A 16,063-nucleotide genomic window follows, 5' to 3' on the forward strand; every position below is an offset into this window, starting at 1 on the left:
TTCGGCGGAGAGAGCATGACCTTCGTGCTGGGGCTGACGGGCTCGATCGGAATGGGGAAGTCGACGACGGCCGGGCTGTTCGTGCAGCGCGGCGTGCCGTTGCATGATGCGGATGCTGCCGTACATCGCCTGCACCGCGGCCGCGCGGCGGCACCGATCGAGGAGGCCTTCCCCGGCACATTGGTCGATGGCGTGGTCGATCGGGCGAAACTGGGCGCGGCGGTCCTCGGAAAGCCGGAAGCGCTCAAGCGGCTCGAGGCGATCATTCATCCGCTCGTGCGCGAGGAAGAGGAAAGCTTCGTCGCGCGCTGTCGCCGCGAGGGCGCGGCGCTTGCCGTCATCGACGTGCCGCTGCTGCTCGAAACCGGCGGGGAAGTGCGTTGCGACGCAGTCCTCGTCGTGACCGCGCCGGCCGAGGTTCAGCGCGAACGCGTCCTCGCCCGGCCCGGCATGAACGCGGAAAAGCTCGAGGCGATCCTTTCGCGCCAGATGCCGGATGCCGAGAAGCGCCGCCACGCCCATTTCCTTGTGGACACGGCGCGCGGGCTCGTGGCCGCGGAGCGACAGGTCGGTTCTATCCTGATGGCGCTCGCCGGCCGTCCCGGGCGCGGCGCTGCAGTGAGGTCCTCAAGCGATGCGTGAGATCGTTCTCGATACCGAAACCACCGGCGTCGAAGCCAATAATGGCGACCGCATCGTCGAGATCGGCTGCGTCGAGCTGGTCAATCACTGCCCGAGCGGCCGCACTTATCATGTCTACATCAACCCCGAGCGCTCGATGCCGGCCGGGGCGTTCAATGTCCACGGCCTCTCGGAAGAATTCCTATCGGACAAGCCCGTATTCGCCGCGGTCGCCCAGGAGTTCGCGGAATTCATCGCCGGCGCGAAGCTGGTGATCCACAACGCTGCCTTCGACGTCGGCTTCATCAACATGGAGTTCAAGCGCCTCGGCCTGCCGCCGATCGAGCAGGCATGGGTGGTCGATACCCTGTCGATGGCGCGCCGCAAGCACCCCGGCGCTTCGAACAGCCTCGATGCGCTGTGCTCGCGCTACGGCATCGACAACAGCCGCCGCACCAGGCACGGCGCCTTGCTCGACTCTGAGATCCTCGCCGAGGTGTATATCGAGCTGATCGGCGGCAAGCAGACCTCGCTGGGTCTCGGCGTCGAGGGAGTGGCGGGTCGCGGCGGGCTTGCGATGGTTGCGGCCGAGAAGCCGCAGCGCCAGCGTCCGCTTGCGCCACGCCTCGACGAAGCCGCCATCAAGGCGCATGAGGCCTTCATCCTGGGATCGCTGAAGGCCCCGCTGTGGAAGGGCTATCTCGGCATCACGGACGACGCGGCACAGTAATCCGCATCGTCCTTTCCTGGAAGGTCAGCTCTGGGCGTCCTTCCGCACCTTGCGGCGCGAAAGCATGTTGAGCGCCTCGATCAGGGCCGAAAAGGCCATAGCGGCGTAAATGTAGCCCTTCGGCACATGCACGCCGAAGCCCTCTGCGATCAGCGTACCGCCGATCATCAGCAGGAAGCCGAGCGCCAGCATCACGATGGTCGGGTTCCTGTCGATGAAGCGCGCCAGCGGATCGGCGGCGAGCAGCATCGTCAGCACGGCGACGATCACGGCGATCACCATCACTGGCACGTGCTCGGTCATGCCGACCGCAGTGATGATCGAGTCGATCGAGAAAACGAGGTCGAGCAGCAGGATCTGGAAAATCGCGCTGCCGAAGCTCAGCGTCACTGCCCGGCCGCCCCCGGCGAGGACGGAGTCGGGATCGGGATCGACCTTGTGATGGATCTCTTTCGTCGCCTTCCAGACCAGGAAGAGGCCGCCGGCGATGAGGATCAGATCGCGCCAGGAGAAGGCCTGGCCGAGTACCGAGAAGATCGGCGTGGTCAGCGTGACGATGAAGGCCACGGTGCTGAGCAGCGCAAGGCGCAGGATCAGCGCCAGGCCGATACCGATCTTGCGGCCCTTCGAGCGCTGATGTTCGGGCAGCTTGTTGGTCAGGATGGAGATGAAGATTAGGTTGTCGATGCCGAGCACGACCTCCATGGCGATCAATGCCCCGAGCGCGGCCCATACGGCGGGGTCGGCGGCAAGTGTCAGAAGGTTGTCCATCGGGTCTCCACGGATACGGAAAAGGCGGGCGTCCCTGCCGGGGCGTCCGCCGTTGCTCGTGCGACATGGAGAGGTGGCACTTGCTCTGCAAGGGCAACAATGATCCGCAACAAATGAAAAAGGGCCCCGGAAGGGCCCTTTCTTGATCCTTGTAGCGGCTCGAGCTGCCGTCAGTTGGCGGTGGCGCCGGGCTGACCCTGCAGTTCCTGCATACGCTGCTGATAGAGCGAGGCGAAGTCGATCGGCGGGATGTAGAAGGGCGGGAAGCCGCCGTTCTGGACCGCTTCCGCGACGATCTGGCGTGCGAAGGGGAAGAGCAGGCGGGCGCAATCGATCACCAGTACAGGGTGGATGTGCTCCTGCGGGATGTTCTGCAGACGAAACACGCCGGCATAGCTCAGGTCGAAGGCGAAGAGCGTCTCGCCCTTCAGTTCGGCCTTGCCTTCCAGGCGAAGCACGGTCTCATAATCGCTGTCGCCGAGCGCAGTGCTGCCGACATTGACCTGCAGCGACATCTGCGGGCCCTGTTGCGCCTCCTGCTGGGAGAGCGAGCGCGGCGCCTTGGGGTTCTCGAAGGAAAAATCCTTCGTGTACTGGACTAGGGCGTTCAGGCTGGGAGCCGCGTTCGCAGCGTCCGTGCCATTGCCGTTGGGGAGTTCGTTGGCCATCGGTCCCATCTTGTTCTGGCAGGCTGTCTCGGGAAATCCCGCGCCATTGCCGGCGTCCGGGACTGCGTCCCACATTCCGGAGCAACGCGCGCGTCGGCTATCATGGACGCTGGGCCGGCACAAGAAGTCGCCTTCACAAGGTGGGGGGTGGATGTTACGAGCCTGTCTTACCATATGACGGCTAAGGCCTGCCGCGGCTGCGCGGAAAGGCTGCAAGCAATAACGGGGAGCCGCGGGTCAGCCTTCGATGCAAAATTCCTTCGACATGACGACTCTGGTCTTCTTGGCTCTGGCCGTTTTCGTCGCCTGGAAGCTGCGTTCCGTGCTCGGTCAGAAGACCGGCAACGAGCAGCCGAAGGATCCTTTCGCGCGTCGCGAGACCCCGCCGATGCGGCCTGACCAGGCGCAGTCCCCGGACAAGCGCGACAATGTGATCCGCCTGCCGGGTGCCGCCAACGATTCCGTCGCCGCAGACCCGCCGGCCGCCGAGCGCTGGAAGGATCTCGCTCCGCCGGATTCGCCGGTCAGTGCCGGCATCGAGGCCATTATCAGGCAGGAGCCGAGCTTCGATCCGCATGCCTTCATTTCGGGCGCAAAGTCGGCCTATGAGGCGATCGTCACCGCTTTCGCGCGCGGGGACCGCAAGATGCTCAAGGGCCTGCTTGCGAAGGATGTCTATGACGGTTTCGAGCAGGCGATTACCGAGCGCGAGAAGCGCGGCGAGAAGGCGGAATCGAATTTCGTCTCGATCGACAAGGCCGATCTCGCCGCCGTCGACGTCAAGGGCAAGACCGCCCAGGTGACCATCGCCTTCATCTCGCAACTGATCAGCGTTACCCGCGATGCGCAGGGCAATGTCGTCGACGGCAGCGCCGATCAGGTCTCCGAAGTCAACGACATCTGGACCTTCTCGCGTCAGCTCGGCAGCCGCGATCCGAACTGGCTGCTGGTCGCCACCGAATCGGCCGCGTGAACCGTGCTGCGGGGATCGCGCTGGCGCTTTCCGCGGCAGTCTGCCTCCCCTCCATGACCGCTATGGCCGCTCCCTTTCCCTTGCCGGACGGCGCCCGGGCCGAGCAACGCGCCGCGCATGAGATCGATGGTTGGGCCCGGGACGATCACGCCCGGGCTTTCGCCATTTTCGCGCGCGGCTGCATGGCCGACCCGCCGCTGCGCCAGGCCGTATCTTTGCCCGACATCCTCGCCGCCGTCTGCGACAAGGCGAAGGGGCTGGCCGCCAAGGGCAATGTCGGCCGGGACCAGGCGCGCGGCTTCTTCGAACAGAATTTCAGCTTCTGGCGCATCCGGCCGGCCGGCGCTGTTACCGGCTTCACGACGGGCTATTTCGAGCCGGAGTTCGAAGGTTCGCTCAAGCGTACTGATGCCTTCCCGACACCGCTCTACGACCGACCGAAGGATCTGGTGACGCGCTTCCCGGAGGATGACTGGCCGGACCTGGAAAAGACGTTGTCCGCCGCGCGCCGCACCCAAAGGGGACTCGAACCCTTTCCGGACCGCACCGCGATCGAGACCGGCGCGCTCGACGGGCAGGGGCTGGAGATTCTCTGGCTACGCGATCCGGTCGACCGTTTCGTGCTGCAGGTGCAGGGCTCGGGCCGCGTTCGCTTGCCCGACGGTTCTGTGACGCGGCTGACCTATTCAGGTCGCAACGGCCATCCCTATACCTCGCTCGGCCGCGTTCTCAGCCAGCGCGAGGCCATTCCGCCCGAGCAGATGACCATGGACCGGCTCGTCGCTCGGCTGAAGGCCGACCCCGCCTTTGCCCGGGACCTGATCCGCCTGAACAAGTCCTTCGTCTTCTTCGCCCGCCGCGACGATCTTCCAGCGGAGAGCGGGCCGATCGGCGGCGCCGGACTACCGCTGACGCCGCTGCGCAGCATCGCCATCGATCGTACTGCTTGGCCCTATGGTCTGCCTGTCTGGATCGACACGACGATTCCGGATGGTGCTGGCGGTGACGAGCATCTCGCCCGGCTGATGATCGCGCAGGACACGGGCTCGGCCATCCTCGGCCCGGCCCGGATGGACCTCTTCGTCGGTTCCGGCCCGGCTGCCGGCCATCGCGCCGGGCTGATCCGCCATCCCGTGTCCTTCACCGTGCTCTGGCCGCGTTGACATGCGGTCACGCCGGGGCAAGACGCTGACGCAGGCCGATATCGCGCTCTGGAGACAGGTGGCGCGTTCGGTCAAGCCGCTGCCCGGTAGGGCGCCGATCGAGCCGGAGCCGGCCCCGCCTCCGGCAGTGCCTTCTCCAACCGAGACATCCGTTCTTGTCGTTGCCGTCGCCTCGGCAAGAACGTCGCCCCCGGCGGCTCCGCCGCTCGCGCCGATCGAGCGCCGCCTGCGCACGCAGCTCCGGCGTGGCCGGCAGGAGATCGAAGCATCGATCGATTTGCACGGGATGCGGCAGGACGAGGCGCATCTGGCCCTGCACGGCTTCCTGCGTCGCGAACAGGCCCGCGGCACCCGCCTGGCCCTTGTCGTCACCGGAAAGGGCGGTCCTGCACCAACCCTGTTCGGTGATGAGCGTGGCGTCCTGCGGCGCATGGTGCCGCATTGGCTCAGGCTCCCGGAGCTGCGCCCGCTGCTGCTGGGCTTCGAAGAAGCTGAGCAGCGCCATGGCGGTTCCGGCGCGCTCTATGTGCGCTTGCGGCGGCCTAGGGAGCACGGCCCGTGACGCCCTTCGGACGGCGTGTGCGTGAGCTTCGGGACCGGCGAGGCCTGACCCTTGCTCAGATGGCGGACGGCCTTGGCGTGACGCCGGCCTATCTTTCGGCGCTGGAGCACGGCAAGCGTGGTCGTCCGACCTTCACCCTGATCCAGGGCGCGATCCATGTGCTCGGCGTCATCTGGGACGAGGCGGATGAACTCGTCCGCCTCGCCGATCTCTCGCATCCGCGCGTCACCGTCGATACGGCCGGCCTCGATCCCGAGGCGACACTCTTCGCCAACCGTCTTGCCCGCGAGATCGCCGAACTCGACGGCGAGGATCTGCGTCGCCTGGCGGCGGTCCTCGACGAAGCCGCCACGCGCCGGGACAAGGGTTGAGCCGGAGCATCGGACCGACAAGCGGAATCCGCTTTTCGGGCAAATCCGATGCTTGCACAAAGGGCCGGATCGCCACTTTGCGTCCGAAAGAACACACGGCGATCTAGGCCGCTTGACCCCGCCGCGCGCGGATGCGACACGCCGAAACCTTCCTTTCCGGCACTTCGGCCGCGCAATTCCGGACAAGCCAGCTCATGACCAAGACCCGCACGGACGTCCTCGCCCTCGGCAACGCCATCGTCGATGTCCTGGCTTTGGCCGAGGAAGATTTCCTCGCCGCGCAGAAGCTGACCAAAGGCGCGATGATGCTGATCGACGAGAGCCGAGCGGAATCGCTCTACGCCGCCATGGGGCCGGCGCGCATCATCTCCGGCGGCTCGGCTGCAAACACCATCGCCGGCCTCGCTTCCTGCGGCGGCAAGGGCGCCTTCATCGGCAAGGTCAAGGCCGATGAGCTCGGCAAGCTCTACCGCCACGATCTCACCTCGCTTGGCGTCGCCTTCGATACGGCTGCGGCCGCCGACGGCCCGGCGACGGCGCGCTCCTTCATCATCGTCACACCCGATGGCGAGCGCACGATGAACACCTATCTCGGCGCCTGCCAGGGTCTCTCCGCCGCGGATGTCGATGAGAAGGCTGTCGAGAACGCCGACATCATCTATCTCGAAGGTTATCTGTGGGACCCGCCGGCGGCGAAGGAGGCTTTTCGCAAGGCTTCCGAGGTTGCGCACAGGGCGGGCGGGCGCGTCGCGATCACCCTGTCGGACTCCTTCTGTGTCGACCGCTACCGCGACGAATTCGTCGGCCTGATCCGCAACCGCATGGTCGACCTCGTCTTCGCCAATGAGCACGAGCTCAAGAGCCTCTATGAGACCTCGGATTTCGATACGGCCCTGTCCTGGCTGCGCTCCGAGAACATTATCGCGGTCGTCACCCGCTCCGAGAAGGGCGCGCTGGCGGTGACGCCGGACGGCATCATCGAGGAGCCGGTCTTCCCGATCGAGCGCGTCGTCGACGCAACCGGCGCGGGCGATCTCTTTGCCGCCGGCTTCCTCTACGGCCTGACCTCCGGCCGAGAGACCCGCGACTGTCTGCGTCTTGGCGCCTTGGCAGCGGCCGAAATCATCTCGCATATCGGCGCCCGGCCGGATGTCGTCCTGAAGACGCTGGCGGGCAACGAAGGCCTGCTGTGAGCCGATAGTCCGTCATTCTCGGGCCGCGCTTTGCGCGGACCCGAGAATCGCATCTAGACAAGGCTCACTGTGCAGGCGTCCTCTCGTCCCGAGATGCTCGGCTCGAGGCCGAGCATGACGCGCGCCTGCTCCGAATACGGCACACCTCAATACAGCGTCGCCTTGACCCGCGCCGGCAGCGCCGCGTCGTAAGCCCCGCCGTCGAAGGTCTCGACCGCCGCATTGCGCGCGGTGATGTCGCGCAGGATCGTTCCGGGCGAGGGCAGGGTCCGCTTGTCGACCTGCCGATTCGGGTTCCAGAGCTCCGCCCGCACCACCGCGCGCGAGCACTGGAAGTAGACGGCCTCGACATGGACGATCATGACGCTCGCCGGCAGCTTCCCGGCCATCTCGAACGATGCGCACAACTCAGGATCGCAGGAGATCGCTGCGCGTCCGTTCACGCGCAGCGTCTCGCCGTAACCGGGGATCAGGAAGAGCATTCCGATTCGATCGTCAAACAGAATATTCTTCAATGAATCCAGACGGTTGTTTCCTTTTCGGTCGGGAATCAGGAGCGTTTTCGCGTTCCGCACCGTGACAAAGCCCGGCAGATCCCCGCGCGGCGAACAATCCAGCCCCTCCGGGCCGACCGTCGCGAGCACAAAAAACGGCGAGGCGGCGATCAGCGCTGCATAATTCTCGTCGACATGATCGATCTCCTTGAAGACCGAGGCCGGAGCGAGCGGATTGGGGTAGGCGCGAGCGAGATCGTCGAGCGAGGCGATGCGGTGGTCGGACATGCCGGTCTCCATGGATGGACATATGTCTAGACTATTGATGGCGGCGCGTCACCTTCTCGAAAGCGGGCCGTCCTTCCCCGGGCAAGGCGAAGCGGAAACCCTGGAATTGCTGGCAAGAAGAAGTGCCGCTGCTTCACGCGATGCGCGGGACAAGCCCCGGCACGACGTCGCCTCTCCCGCCTCTGCCGGACACAGACCAAAGCAAAACGCCCCGCATCGGGAGATGCGGGGCGTCTCGTTTCACGTGAATCGCGTGAGGGCGAAGCTTACTCGGCCTGCTGCTTCTCGCGGGCCTTCTCGGCGTCGCGCTCAGCCTTGAGCTTCTCGGTGATGTCTTCGCCGGTTTCCTGGTCGACGACCTTCATCGAGAGGCGGATCTTGCCGCGCTCGTCCATGCCGAGGAACTTCACCTTGACCTTGTCGCCTTCCTTGACGACGTCCTGCACCTTCTGGACCCGGCGCGAGGCGAGTTCGGAGATGTGGACGAGGCCGTCCTTGGCGCCGAAGAAGTTCACGAAGGCGCCGAACTCCATGATCTTCACCACGGTGCCGTCATAGATCATGCCCGGTTCGGCTTCCGAGACGATCGACTTGATCCACTTGATCGCGGCTTCGATCGACTTGCCGTCGGCCGAGGCGATCTTGATGGTGCCGTCATCCTCGATGTTCACCTTGGCGCCGGTCTTCTCGACGATCTCGCGGATGACCTTGCCGCCGGAGCCGATGACTTCGCGGATCTTGTCGACCGGGATCTTCATCGTCTCGATGCGCGGCGCGAACTCGCCGAGCTGGCTGCGCGAGGCGGAGAGGGCCTTCGCCATCTCGCCGAGGATGTGCTCGCGGCCGCCCTTGGCCTGATCGAGGGCGACCTTCATGATCTCCTCGGTGATGCCGGCGATCTTGATGTCCATCTGCAGCGAGGTGATGCCCTCGCCCGTGCCGGCGACCTTGAAGTCCATGTCGCCGAGATGGTCCTCGTCACCCAGGATGTCGGAGAGCACGGCGAAGCGCTTGCCTTCCAGGATGAGGCCCATCGCGATGCCCGCGACCGGAGCGCGCAGCGGCACGCCGGCATCCATCAGCGCCAGCGAGGTGCCGCAGACGGTGGCCATCGAGGAGGAGCCGTTCGACTCGGTGATCTCCGAGACGACGCGCAGGGTGTAGGGGAACTCGCCCTTGCCCGGCAGCATCGGGTGGATGGCGCGCCAGGCGAGCTTGCCGTGGCCGATCTCGCGGCGGCCGGGCGAACCCATGCGGCCGGTCTCGCCGACCGAGTAGGGCGGGAAGTTGTAATGCAGCAGGAAGGTCTCCTTGTAGGTGCCTTCCAGCGAGTCGATGAACTGCTCGTCGTCGCCGGTGCCGAGCGTGGTCACGACCAGCGCCTGGGTCTCGCCGCGGGTGAACAGCGCGGAACCATGGGTGCGCGGCAGAACGCCCGCTTCCGCGACGATCGGGCGCACGGTCTTGCCGTCGCGGCCGTCGATGCGGATGCCGTCGTCGAGGATGTTCCAGCGGACGATCTTGGCCTGCGCTTCCTTGAACTGGGCGCCGACCTTGTCCTTCGGGAAGGTGGCGACGCCGTCCGGGGTCTCCGAGACCAGCGCGGCGACGACCTTGGCCTTGACGGCGTCGACAGCCTTGTAGCGCTCGGCCTTGGCGGTGATCTTGTAGGCGGCGCGCAGCTCGGACTCGCCAACCTTCATGATCGCGTCGAGAACGGCGGAATCATCCGGCGGGGTGAAGTCGCGCGGCTCCTTGGCGGCCTTCTCGGCCAGGCGGATGATCGCCTCGATCACCGGCTGGAAATGCTTGTGGCCGAACATCACGGCGCCGAGCATGACCTCTTCCGTCAGCTCCTTGGCCTCGGACTCGACCATCATCACGGCGTCCTGCGTGCCGGCGACGACGAGATCGAGAACCGATTCCTTGGCTTCCTCGACCGTCGGGTTGAGCTTGTAGGCGCCGTCGATGTAGCCGACGCGGGCGCCGCCGATCGGGCCCATGAAGGGCACGCCGGAGAGCGTCAGCGCAGCCGAGGTGGCGACCATCGCGAGGATGTCGGGATCGTTCTCCAGATCATGCTGGAGCACGGTGATGACGACCTGCGTGTCGTTCTTGTAGCCTTCGACGAAGAGCGGGCGGATCGGGCGGTCGATCAGGCGGGAGACCAGCGTCTCCTTCTCGCTCGGGCGGCCTTCGCGCTTGAAGTAGCCGCCGGGAATGCGGCCGGCCGCGAAGGTCTTTTCCTGGTAGTTGACGGTCAGGGGGAAGAAGTCGAAGCCCGGCTTCGGCTCCTTGGCCGAGACCACGGTCGCGAGCACGACGGTCTCGCCATAGGTGGCCATCACGGCGCCGTCGGCCTGGCGGGCGACCTTACCGGTTTCGAGGACGAGCTTGCGGCCGCCCCAGATCAGTTCTTCGGTTTGGATGTCGAACATGTGTTTCGTCTTTCGGTCGGGTTCGACCCGTCCGGTGCCTTCAGGCCCATGGGCAAGACGGCGGAGCACTCGGGTGGAAAAGGTTGTGCGCCCGAGCGCTCGGCGATCCTGCCATGGACGTCTGCGGCGCCCGGCGGGTCACGCGGGAGGGCCGCCCCATGCGGCCGCCGCGGCAGTGAGGCAATCCGCCCATGGCGGCATCGCCCTAAAAGGATGCCGCCCGGAGCGTGGCGCACCGGGCGGAAACGGTTTTCAGCCTTCGATCAGCGGCGGATGCCGAGCCGTTCGATCAGCGTCTTGTAGCGGGCCTCTTCCTTGCCCTTGAGGTAGTCGAGCAGCGAACGACGCTGCGAGACCAGCTTGAGCAGGCCGCGACGGGAGTGGTTGTCCTTCGCGTGCGACTTGAAGTGGCCGGTCAGGTTGTTGATGCGCTCGGTCAGGATCGCGACCTGCACTTCCGGCGAGCCGGTGTCGTTCGGCTTGGTGGCGTATTCCTGAAGCAGCGCGGTCTTGCGCTCGGCAGTGATCGACATCGGGATATCCTCTGTTTGGGTTGATCTGGCGGGCCAGGCCGGGATGTCGTCCAGCGAGGTCCGAAATCCGCGAGCCACCTCATCGCGGAGGGGTCGCGCTGCCGGCTTTTTCAGGCCGGATGCGGGCCATATACACGAAATCGGCGGAAACGCCAGCGCCGTGCGGAACAGGAGCGTCAGACGCCGGTTTGACTTGCTTATCGTCGGTCCGGAAGGCGGGATCGTGTCATGCCCATGTGCATGCGGGATCACGATATGCCGATCAGGCTCATCGCCGCGGATGGTCTGATGGCAGCGCGGCCGGTGTGGACGGGTTATCTCGAACTCTCGCTCGCTTGAAGGCGCTGTCTTCGAGGTTGTGAGGAGAGAAAAGGCGATGTCGACGCTCGATCCTTATCGCTCCAAACGCGATTTCTCTCAAACCCGTGAACCGGCGGGCGCAGCGAGCGCCGGCAAGAAATCTGCCGCGAAGGGTGGCGCCTTCGTCGTTCAGAAACATGCGGCCCGGCGCCTGCATTACGATTTTCGGCTCGAACATGGCGGCGTGCTCTGGTCCTGGGCGGTGACGCGCGGCCCGAGCCTGGATCCGGCCGAGAAGCGTCTGGCGGTTCATGTCGAGGATCACCCGCTCGAATATGGCGGCTTCGAGGGCACGATTCCCGCCGGTCAATATGGCGGCGGCTCGGTCATCGTCTGGGATGAAGGCCAATGGATTCCGGAGGGCGATCCGGCTGCCGGCATGAAGAAGGGCCACCTGGCTTTTACGCTGGAGGGCCACAAGCTGCGTGGGCGCTGGCATCTCGTTCGGCTGAAGCCCCGGCGAGGCGAGAAGCGCGACAACTGGTTGCTGATCAAGTCGGAGGACGAATTCGCCCGCACCGATGAGGACATCCTCGACACCAAGCCCGATTCGGTGAAATCCGGCCTGTCGGTCGAGCGGATCGGCATTGACGACGATCGCGGAGCCGTCTGGGACACGACAAAGCCGCCAAAGCGGGCGGCGGCCGCCGCGAAGCCTGTCCGGAAGGCGAAGCGGCCGAGCGATCGAAAGGATCTTCCCGCCTTCGTCGAGCCCTGCCTCGCAACTTTGCAGGAAAAGCCGCCAAGCGGCGAGAACTGGCTGCACGAGGTCAAGTTCGACGGCTATCGGCTGGAAGCTCGCATCGACCACGGCGACGTCCGGCTGTTGACCCGCTCCGGCCTCGACTGGACGGCCCGCTTCGCTGGGAGCCTCATTGCGGCGCTGGCCGGTCTGCCCTGCGAGGCTGCGCTGATCGACGGCGAACTTGTTGCGCTCGGCAGCAACGGCATCTCGTCCTTCTCCATGCTGCAGCAGGCGCTTTCGGAGGGAAAGACCAGCGGTCTCGTCTATTTCGCCTTCGATTTGCTTCATCTCGACGGCGAGGATCTGCGCGACGAGCCGCTGCTCGCGCGCAAGGAAAGGCTGCAGCATCTCCTGGAGGGCAGCCCGGCCGATGGGCCTCTGCGCTACAGCGAGCATTTCATCGAGCCGGGCCAGACCATGCTGAATCATGCCTGCCGCATGGGGCTGGAAGGCGTAATCTCGAAACAGGCTGATGCGCCCTATCGCAGTGGCCGGGGGCGCGATTGGATCAAGTCGAAATGCACGCAGCGTCAGGAATTCGTGATCGCCGGCTATGTCCCCTCCCAGGCGGCGCCACGCAAGCTCGGCTCCATCGTGACGGGTTATTACGAGAAGGGGGATTTGAAGCCGGCAGGCCGCGTCGGCACTGGTTTCACCGCGAAATCCGCAGCTGCTCTGAAGGTGAAGCTCGACGGGCTCGCGACCGACAATTCGCCCTTTAAAGGCGCCGCGGGGCGCGAGCGCGGCGTTGTCTGGGTGAAGCCGGAGCTGGTGGCCGAGGTCGAGTTCCGCGCCTGGACGGCTTCGAAAACCCTGCGCCACGCCTCGTTCCTGGGCTTGCGCGAGGACAAGCCGGCGGGTGAGATCGTCGCGGAGAAGCCCGCCCAAACGGCTCCGGCGCAAACGAAGGGCGGGAAGGTTGCGCCGCCCTCTCAAAGTAGGTCGGTCGCGACCGTGGTGAAACTGTCGAACCCCGACAAGCCGCTCTGGCCGGATATCGGCTTCACCAAGGGTGATTTGCTCGCCTACTACGCCAAGGTCTGGTCGCTGATGCAGCGTTTCGTCATCGGCCGCCCGCTCAGCCTGGTGCGCGCGCCGAACGGCATCGAGGGCTCCCGCTTCTTTCAGAAACATGCCGGCCCGGGCCTGCACGAGGCCGTCAAACGGCGCCGGGATTCGGACGGCGCGGAGCTGGTCTATATCGAGGATTTCGATGGGCTCGCCGCTCTCGTCCAGCTCGGCACGGTCGAGGTCCATGTCTGGGGCGCGACCATGGACGCCATCGAGACGCCGGACCAGATCATCTTCGACCTCGATCCCGATGAGGGCGTGCCGATCGAGCGCGTGCGGGAGGCGGCGCTCACGGTGCGCCGGCATCTCGACGAACTCGGCTTCGAAAGCTTCCTGAAGGTCTCCGGTGGCAAGGGCTTCCATGTCGTGCTGCCCTTGAAGCCAAAGGCGGATTGGGAGCGCGTCAGGGGTTTCGCCCGCGATTTCGCCAAGGCGATGGAGCAGGCCGAGCCGAAGCTCTATACCGCGACGCTGTCGAAGAAGGCGCGGCGCGGCCGCATCTTCATCGACTATCTCCGCAATGGCCGCGGTGCGACCGCGATCGCCCCCTATTCGACCCGCGCCCGGCCGGGTGCGACGCTGGCGATGCCGGTCGAGTGGGATGACATCGACAAGCTGAAGCCCGATGACTTCAAGGCGGGCGACATCCTCGACGGCGCGTTGCCGCCTGATCTCTGGAGCGGCTTCTTCGCGGCGGGCAAGCCGCTTACCGGGGGATGAGCGGGATCGGAATGCGACCGCCTTCCAGCAGCTGGGAGCCGCGGTCGTATCGCTGCTGCGCTTCCTCGACCTCGCCGATATGCGCTTCGGCCCAGAGGGTGAGCTGATGCACGGTTCGCGAGAGCGTGCGCCCGAGCTCGGTCAGCGAATACTCGACTGTGACCGGCACGGTCGGAAAAACCTCGCGCCGGACGAGTCCGTCTCGCTCCAGGCTCTTCAGCGTCTGCGACAGCATCTTCTGGGAGATATTCTCGATCCGGCGCCGGAGCGCGTTGAAGCGCAACGTGCCGTCGTCGAGCGCGATCAGGATCAGAACGGCCCAGGTATCGCCGATGCGATCGAGCACGCGTCGCGTCGGACAGAGCGCCTGAAATGGATCGGGGCGTTTCAGCATGGCGGTTTCCGGGAGGTGACCATGTCGCGCGAAAGTGCCTTCTTTACGGGGCTGCGCGGCATGAGCAGATAGGTTCCAACAGGATGCAGGTATCTTTTTGATACCTCAACAAGGAGCCCCTGTCATGAAAGTTGCTTTGATCGGCGCAAGCGGATTTATCGGCTCGCGCCTGCTCGCCGAGCTGTCGTCGCGCGGCCACGCCGTCACCGCCATTGTCCGCAATCCCGAGAAGGTCGCGGCTTTGCCCGGCGTCACCGCAGTCAAGGGCGACATCTTCGACAAGGACGGGCTGGCGAAGGTCCTTGCCGGTCATGGCGCGGTGATCAGCGCGGTCCATTTCACCGCCAGCGATCCGCAGCTCCTCCTTGCCGCCGTGAAGCACTCGGGCGTGAAGCGTTATCTCGTCGTCGGCGGCGCCGGCAGCCTCGAAGTGGCGCCGGGCATCCGGCTCTATGACACGCCGGAATTTCCGGCCGCCTATCTCGACGAGGCCAAGCAGGGCGGCGTCTTCCTCGATCTGCTGAAGCGGGAGCAGGGCCTGGACTGGACCTTCCTCTCGCCTTCGGCGCTGATCCAGCCGGGTGAGCGGACCGGCAAGTTCCGGCTTGGCACCGACCAACTCCTGGTCGACGGCAGCGGCAACAGCGCGATCTCGGCGGAGGACTACGCCATCGCATTGGTCGATGAGCTGGAAAAGCACGCTCATAGCCGCCGCCGCTTCACGGTCGGCTACTGACGAGCGCTGCGAACGACTCCGAAAAAGGAAAGGGCCGCGCCTTCTCGCGAAGGCACGGCCCTATCTTAGCTGTCCGGCGTCGCGTTACGCTTTGCGGAAATGCTTCTCGCCGATGCTGAGCGTGCCGCGCTTGAGCTTGCCCAGCGCGACCCATCCGCTTTCGCCCTCGAAATAGAGCTTCGAGCGATCGACCGCATAGCGACCGCGATGCTGCGCGCCGGCTGCTGGCTTGGCCTTGTGAAACTGACCATCCGGTCTCAGGTCGATCAAGATCGACCCGTCCTCGGTCTTCCACGTGCCGATGGCGGCCTGCTCGAAGGGGGTGGGGCCGCCCCTGTCGTCGAGATCGATCTCGAGCAGGCGGGTGGGACGGCTGGCTTGGGTGAAGCCGGAGGCGAGCTGGCCGAGAGTTTGAAGAACCTGGCTGAAAGGCATGGTTTTCGTCTCCCTGTTCTGGTGACGGCTGAAACCGCTTGTCGCAGACATCCCCGTCGGGACCTGTCAGCAAGCGGCGAAGCATCTGCCGATTCCGAGGAAGGCGGCATGACGGTCGTCACAAATCTGTTTGCGATGTCGGCGTCATAAAGGGACACAAAGTCCCGGCGCCTGTCGCAGAGATAGGTCGATACCGGCTCTGCGCAAGGTGCCGATGCGCAGAAAAATTCAGGATCGACGAAAAACGGCGCCCTTTCGGGCGCCGTTTCGTTTGAGGGCAGGAGGGCTGTGGGCGTCGAGGGCTCAGTCCTCCGCCCTCAGAACTCTTCCCAGCCTGCATCCTGGGCGCGGCCATTGGCGACCTTGCGCGGGGCGGGGGTGGCCTTGGACTGGGCAAAGGCGGCTTCGGCAAGCTTGCGCAGCCGCTCCGGCTCGGCCGCGGGGGCCTTGGCGGAGGCGGCCGGAGCCATGTTCGAGACCGCGACGGGCCGCACCACGGCGCGAGGGGCGGGCTTCGCCGGGCGCGCCGCGGCAGCGGCGGAAGCGACAGGCTGCGGATAGCTGGACTGCCCGACCGCCTCGCGGCCGGTGCGGAAGGTCGCGACGAGTTCGTTGAGCTGACCGATCCGGCCGGAGAGGGCGTTGGCGGAAGCCGCGCTCTGCTCGGCCAGCGCCGCGTTCTGCTGGGTCATCTCGTCGAGATGCGCCACCGCCTGGCTCATCTCGTCGATGCCGTTGGCCTGCTCGCCCGACGCCGCCGAGATGTCGGCGATGGTCGCCGCCACCTTCTGCGAGGC

The 16,063-nt window shown here is 65.6% G+C and carries 16 protein-coding genes and 1 pseudogene; 9 read left to right on the forward strand and 8 right to left on the reverse strand.

Annotated elements, in window-relative coordinates; all coding sequences use genetic code 11:
- Positions 1–15: 15 nt before the first annotated feature.
- Both coaE and dnaQ read left to right on the forward strand, forming a co-directional pair.
- Positions 16–642, forward strand: a complete 627-nt coding sequence (coaE, locus tag AC1DE3_RS27285; protein WP_476781149.1) for a dephospho-CoA kinase — start codon at positions 16–18, stop codon at positions 640–642.
- Positions 635–1,351, forward strand: a complete 717-nt coding sequence (dnaQ, locus tag AC1DE3_RS27290; protein ID WP_476781148.1) for a DNA polymerase III subunit epsilon — start codon at positions 635–637, stop codon at positions 1,349–1,351. Before coaE ends, dnaQ begins: the two co-directional genes overlap by 8 nt.
- A gap of 24 nt (positions 1,352–1,375) precedes the next feature.
- On the opposite strand, the gene AC1DE3_RS27295 is transcribed toward dnaQ, so the two are convergent.
- Together AC1DE3_RS27295 and secB are read right to left on the reverse strand one after the other, a co-directional pair.
- Positions 1,376–2,122 (reverse strand): TerC family protein, encoded by a 747-nt coding sequence (locus AC1DE3_RS27295; RefSeq protein ID WP_476781147.1) that lies wholly within the window; start codon positions 2,120–2,122, stop codon positions 1,376–1,378.
- Between the two features lie 170 nt (positions 2,123–2,292).
- Complete coding sequence (gene secB, locus AC1DE3_RS27300; protein ID WP_476781146.1) at positions 2,293–2,790, reverse strand: protein-export chaperone SecB; 498 nt, start codon at positions 2,788–2,790, stop codon at positions 2,293–2,295.
- Positions 2,791–3,037: 247 nt separating this feature from the next.
- Between secB and AC1DE3_RS27305 the strand changes: the two genes are divergently transcribed.
- The 5 genes from AC1DE3_RS27305 (at position 3,038) to AC1DE3_RS27325 (ending at position 7,052) form a co-directional block, all read left to right on the forward strand.
- Entirely contained in the window at positions 3,038–3,763 is a 726-nt protein-coding gene (locus tag AC1DE3_RS27305) for a Tim44/TimA family putative adaptor protein (protein WP_441514226.1), read from the forward strand.
- Positions 3,760–4,926: a murein transglycosylase A gene (mltA, locus tag AC1DE3_RS27310; protein WP_476781145.1), complete on the forward strand. Its 1,167-nt coding sequence runs from the start codon at positions 3,760–3,762 to the stop codon at positions 4,924–4,926. Before AC1DE3_RS27305 ends, mltA begins: the two co-directional genes overlap by 4 nt.
- A 1-nt stretch (position 4,927) precedes the next feature.
- Positions 4,928–5,488 (forward strand): Smr/MutS family protein, encoded by a 561-nt coding sequence (locus tag AC1DE3_RS27315; RefSeq protein WP_476781144.1) that lies wholly within the window; start codon positions 4,928–4,930, stop codon positions 5,486–5,488.
- Entirely contained in the window at positions 5,485–5,859 is a 375-nt protein-coding gene (locus AC1DE3_RS27320; protein ID WP_476781143.1) for a helix-turn-helix domain-containing protein, read from the forward strand. The genes AC1DE3_RS27315 and AC1DE3_RS27320 overlap by 4 nt, the downstream gene beginning before the upstream one ends.
- A 194-nt stretch (positions 5,860–6,053) precedes the next feature.
- Positions 6,054–7,052, forward strand: coding sequence for an adenosine kinase (locus AC1DE3_RS27325; protein ID WP_476852955.1), 999 nt, complete (start codon positions 6,054–6,056; stop codon positions 7,050–7,052).
- A gap of 146 nt (positions 7,053–7,198) precedes the next feature.
- On the opposite strand, the gene AC1DE3_RS27330 is transcribed toward AC1DE3_RS27325, so the two are convergent.
- The 3 genes from AC1DE3_RS27330 to rpsO form a co-directional block, all read right to left on the reverse strand.
- Complete coding sequence (locus AC1DE3_RS27330; RefSeq protein ID WP_476781141.1) at positions 7,199–7,834, reverse strand: pyridoxamine 5'-phosphate oxidase family protein; 636 nt, start codon at positions 7,832–7,834, stop codon at positions 7,199–7,201.
- Positions 7,835–8,100: 266 nt separating this feature from the next.
- A complete protein-coding gene (gene pnp / locus AC1DE3_RS27335) occupies positions 8,101–10,272 on the reverse strand; it encodes a polyribonucleotide nucleotidyltransferase (RefSeq protein ID WP_441514220.1) in 2,172 nt (723 codons plus the stop codon).
- Between the two features lie 263 nt (positions 10,273–10,535).
- Entirely contained in the window at positions 10,536–10,805 is a 270-nt protein-coding gene (gene rpsO / locus AC1DE3_RS27340) for a 30S ribosomal protein S15 (protein ID WP_149131827.1), read from the reverse strand.
- Positions 10,806–11,181: 376 nt separating this feature from the next.
- On the opposite strand from rpsO, the gene ligD reads away from it, so the two are divergent.
- On the forward strand, positions 11,182–13,701 hold the full coding sequence (gene ligD, locus AC1DE3_RS27345; protein ID WP_476852956.1) for a DNA ligase D: 2,520 nt from the start codon (positions 11,182–11,184) through the stop codon (positions 13,699–13,701).
- Here ligD and AC1DE3_RS27350 read toward each other — a convergent pair.
- On the reverse strand, positions 13,688–14,095 hold the full coding sequence (locus AC1DE3_RS27350; RefSeq protein WP_441514218.1) for a winged helix-turn-helix transcriptional regulator: 408 nt from the start codon (positions 14,093–14,095) through the stop codon (positions 13,688–13,690). The two genes, ligD and AC1DE3_RS27350, sit on opposite strands and share 14 nt — an antisense overlap.
- Positions 14,096–14,219: 124 nt before the next feature.
- Between AC1DE3_RS27350 and AC1DE3_RS27355 the strand changes: the two genes are divergently transcribed.
- The gene (locus AC1DE3_RS27355; RefSeq protein WP_476781138.1) at positions 14,220–14,831 is read left to right on the forward strand and encodes an NAD(P)-dependent oxidoreductase; all 612 of its coding nucleotides are present in this window, start codon (positions 14,220–14,222) and stop codon (positions 14,829–14,831) included.
- Positions 14,832–14,915: 84 nt separating this feature from the next.
- Here the strand turns inward: AC1DE3_RS27355 and AC1DE3_RS27360 are convergent, their stop codons facing one another.
- The gene (locus AC1DE3_RS27360) at positions 14,916–15,266 is read right to left on the reverse strand and encodes an Atu4866 domain-containing protein (protein ID WP_441514216.1); all 351 of its coding nucleotides are present in this window, start codon (positions 15,264–15,266) and stop codon (positions 14,916–14,918) included.
- A gap of 317 nt (positions 15,267–15,583) precedes the next feature.
- Positions 15,584–16,063, reverse strand: a pseudogene (locus AC1DE3_RS27365) (hypothetical protein); the annotation flags it as partial.

Source organism: Allobosea sp. 10L417 (genome assembly GCF_056395485.1).

Bases quoted from the DNA above. Each gene is read 5' to 3' on its own strand.
- AC1DE3_RS27295 (WP_476781147.1), bottom strand. From the start codon at position 2,122: ATGGACAACCTTCTGACACTTGCCGCCGACCCCGCCGTATGGGCCGCG.
- AC1DE3_RS27330 (WP_476781141.1), bottom strand. From the start codon at position 7,834: ATGTCCGACCACCGCATCGCCTCGCTCGACGATCTCGCTCGCGCCTAC.
- AC1DE3_RS27355 (WP_476781138.1), top strand. From the start codon at position 14,220: ATGAAAGTTGCTTTGATCGGCGCAAGCGGATTTATCGGCTCGCGCCTG.
- AC1DE3_RS27360 (WP_441514216.1), bottom strand. From the start codon at position 15,266: ATGCCTTTCAGCCAGGTTCTTCAAACTCTCGGCCAGCTCGCCTCCGGC.
- ligD (WP_476852956.1), top strand. From the start codon at position 11,182: ATGTCGACGCTCGATCCTTATCGCTCCAAACGCGATTTCTCTCAAACC.
- AC1DE3_RS27315 (WP_476781144.1), top strand. From the start codon at position 4,928: ATGCGGTCACGCCGGGGCAAGACGCTGACGCAGGCCGATATCGCGCTC.
- AC1DE3_RS27325 (WP_476852955.1), top strand. From the start codon at position 6,054: ATGACCAAGACCCGCACGGACGTCCTCGCCCTCGGCAACGCCATCGTC.
- dnaQ (WP_476781148.1), top strand. From the start codon at position 635: ATGCGTGAGATCGTTCTCGATACCGAAACCACCGGCGTCGAAGCCAAT.
- pnp (WP_441514220.1), bottom strand. From the start codon at position 10,272: ATGTTCGACATCCAAACCGAAGAACTGATCTGGGGCGGCCGCAAGCTC.
- AC1DE3_RS27305 (WP_441514226.1), top strand. From the start codon at position 3,038: ATGCAAAATTCCTTCGACATGACGACTCTGGTCTTCTTGGCTCTGGCC.
- AC1DE3_RS27350 (WP_441514218.1), bottom strand. From the start codon at position 14,095: ATGCTGAAACGCCCCGATCCATTTCAGGCGCTCTGTCCGACGCGACGC.
- secB (WP_476781146.1), bottom strand. From the start codon at position 2,790: ATGGCCAACGAACTCCCCAACGGCAATGGCACGGACGCTGCGAACGCG.
- rpsO (WP_149131827.1), bottom strand. From the start codon at position 10,805: ATGTCGATCACTGCCGAGCGCAAGACCGCGCTGCTTCAGGAATACGCC.
- coaE (WP_476781149.1), top strand. From the start codon at position 16: ATGACCTTCGTGCTGGGGCTGACGGGCTCGATCGGAATGGGGAAGTCG.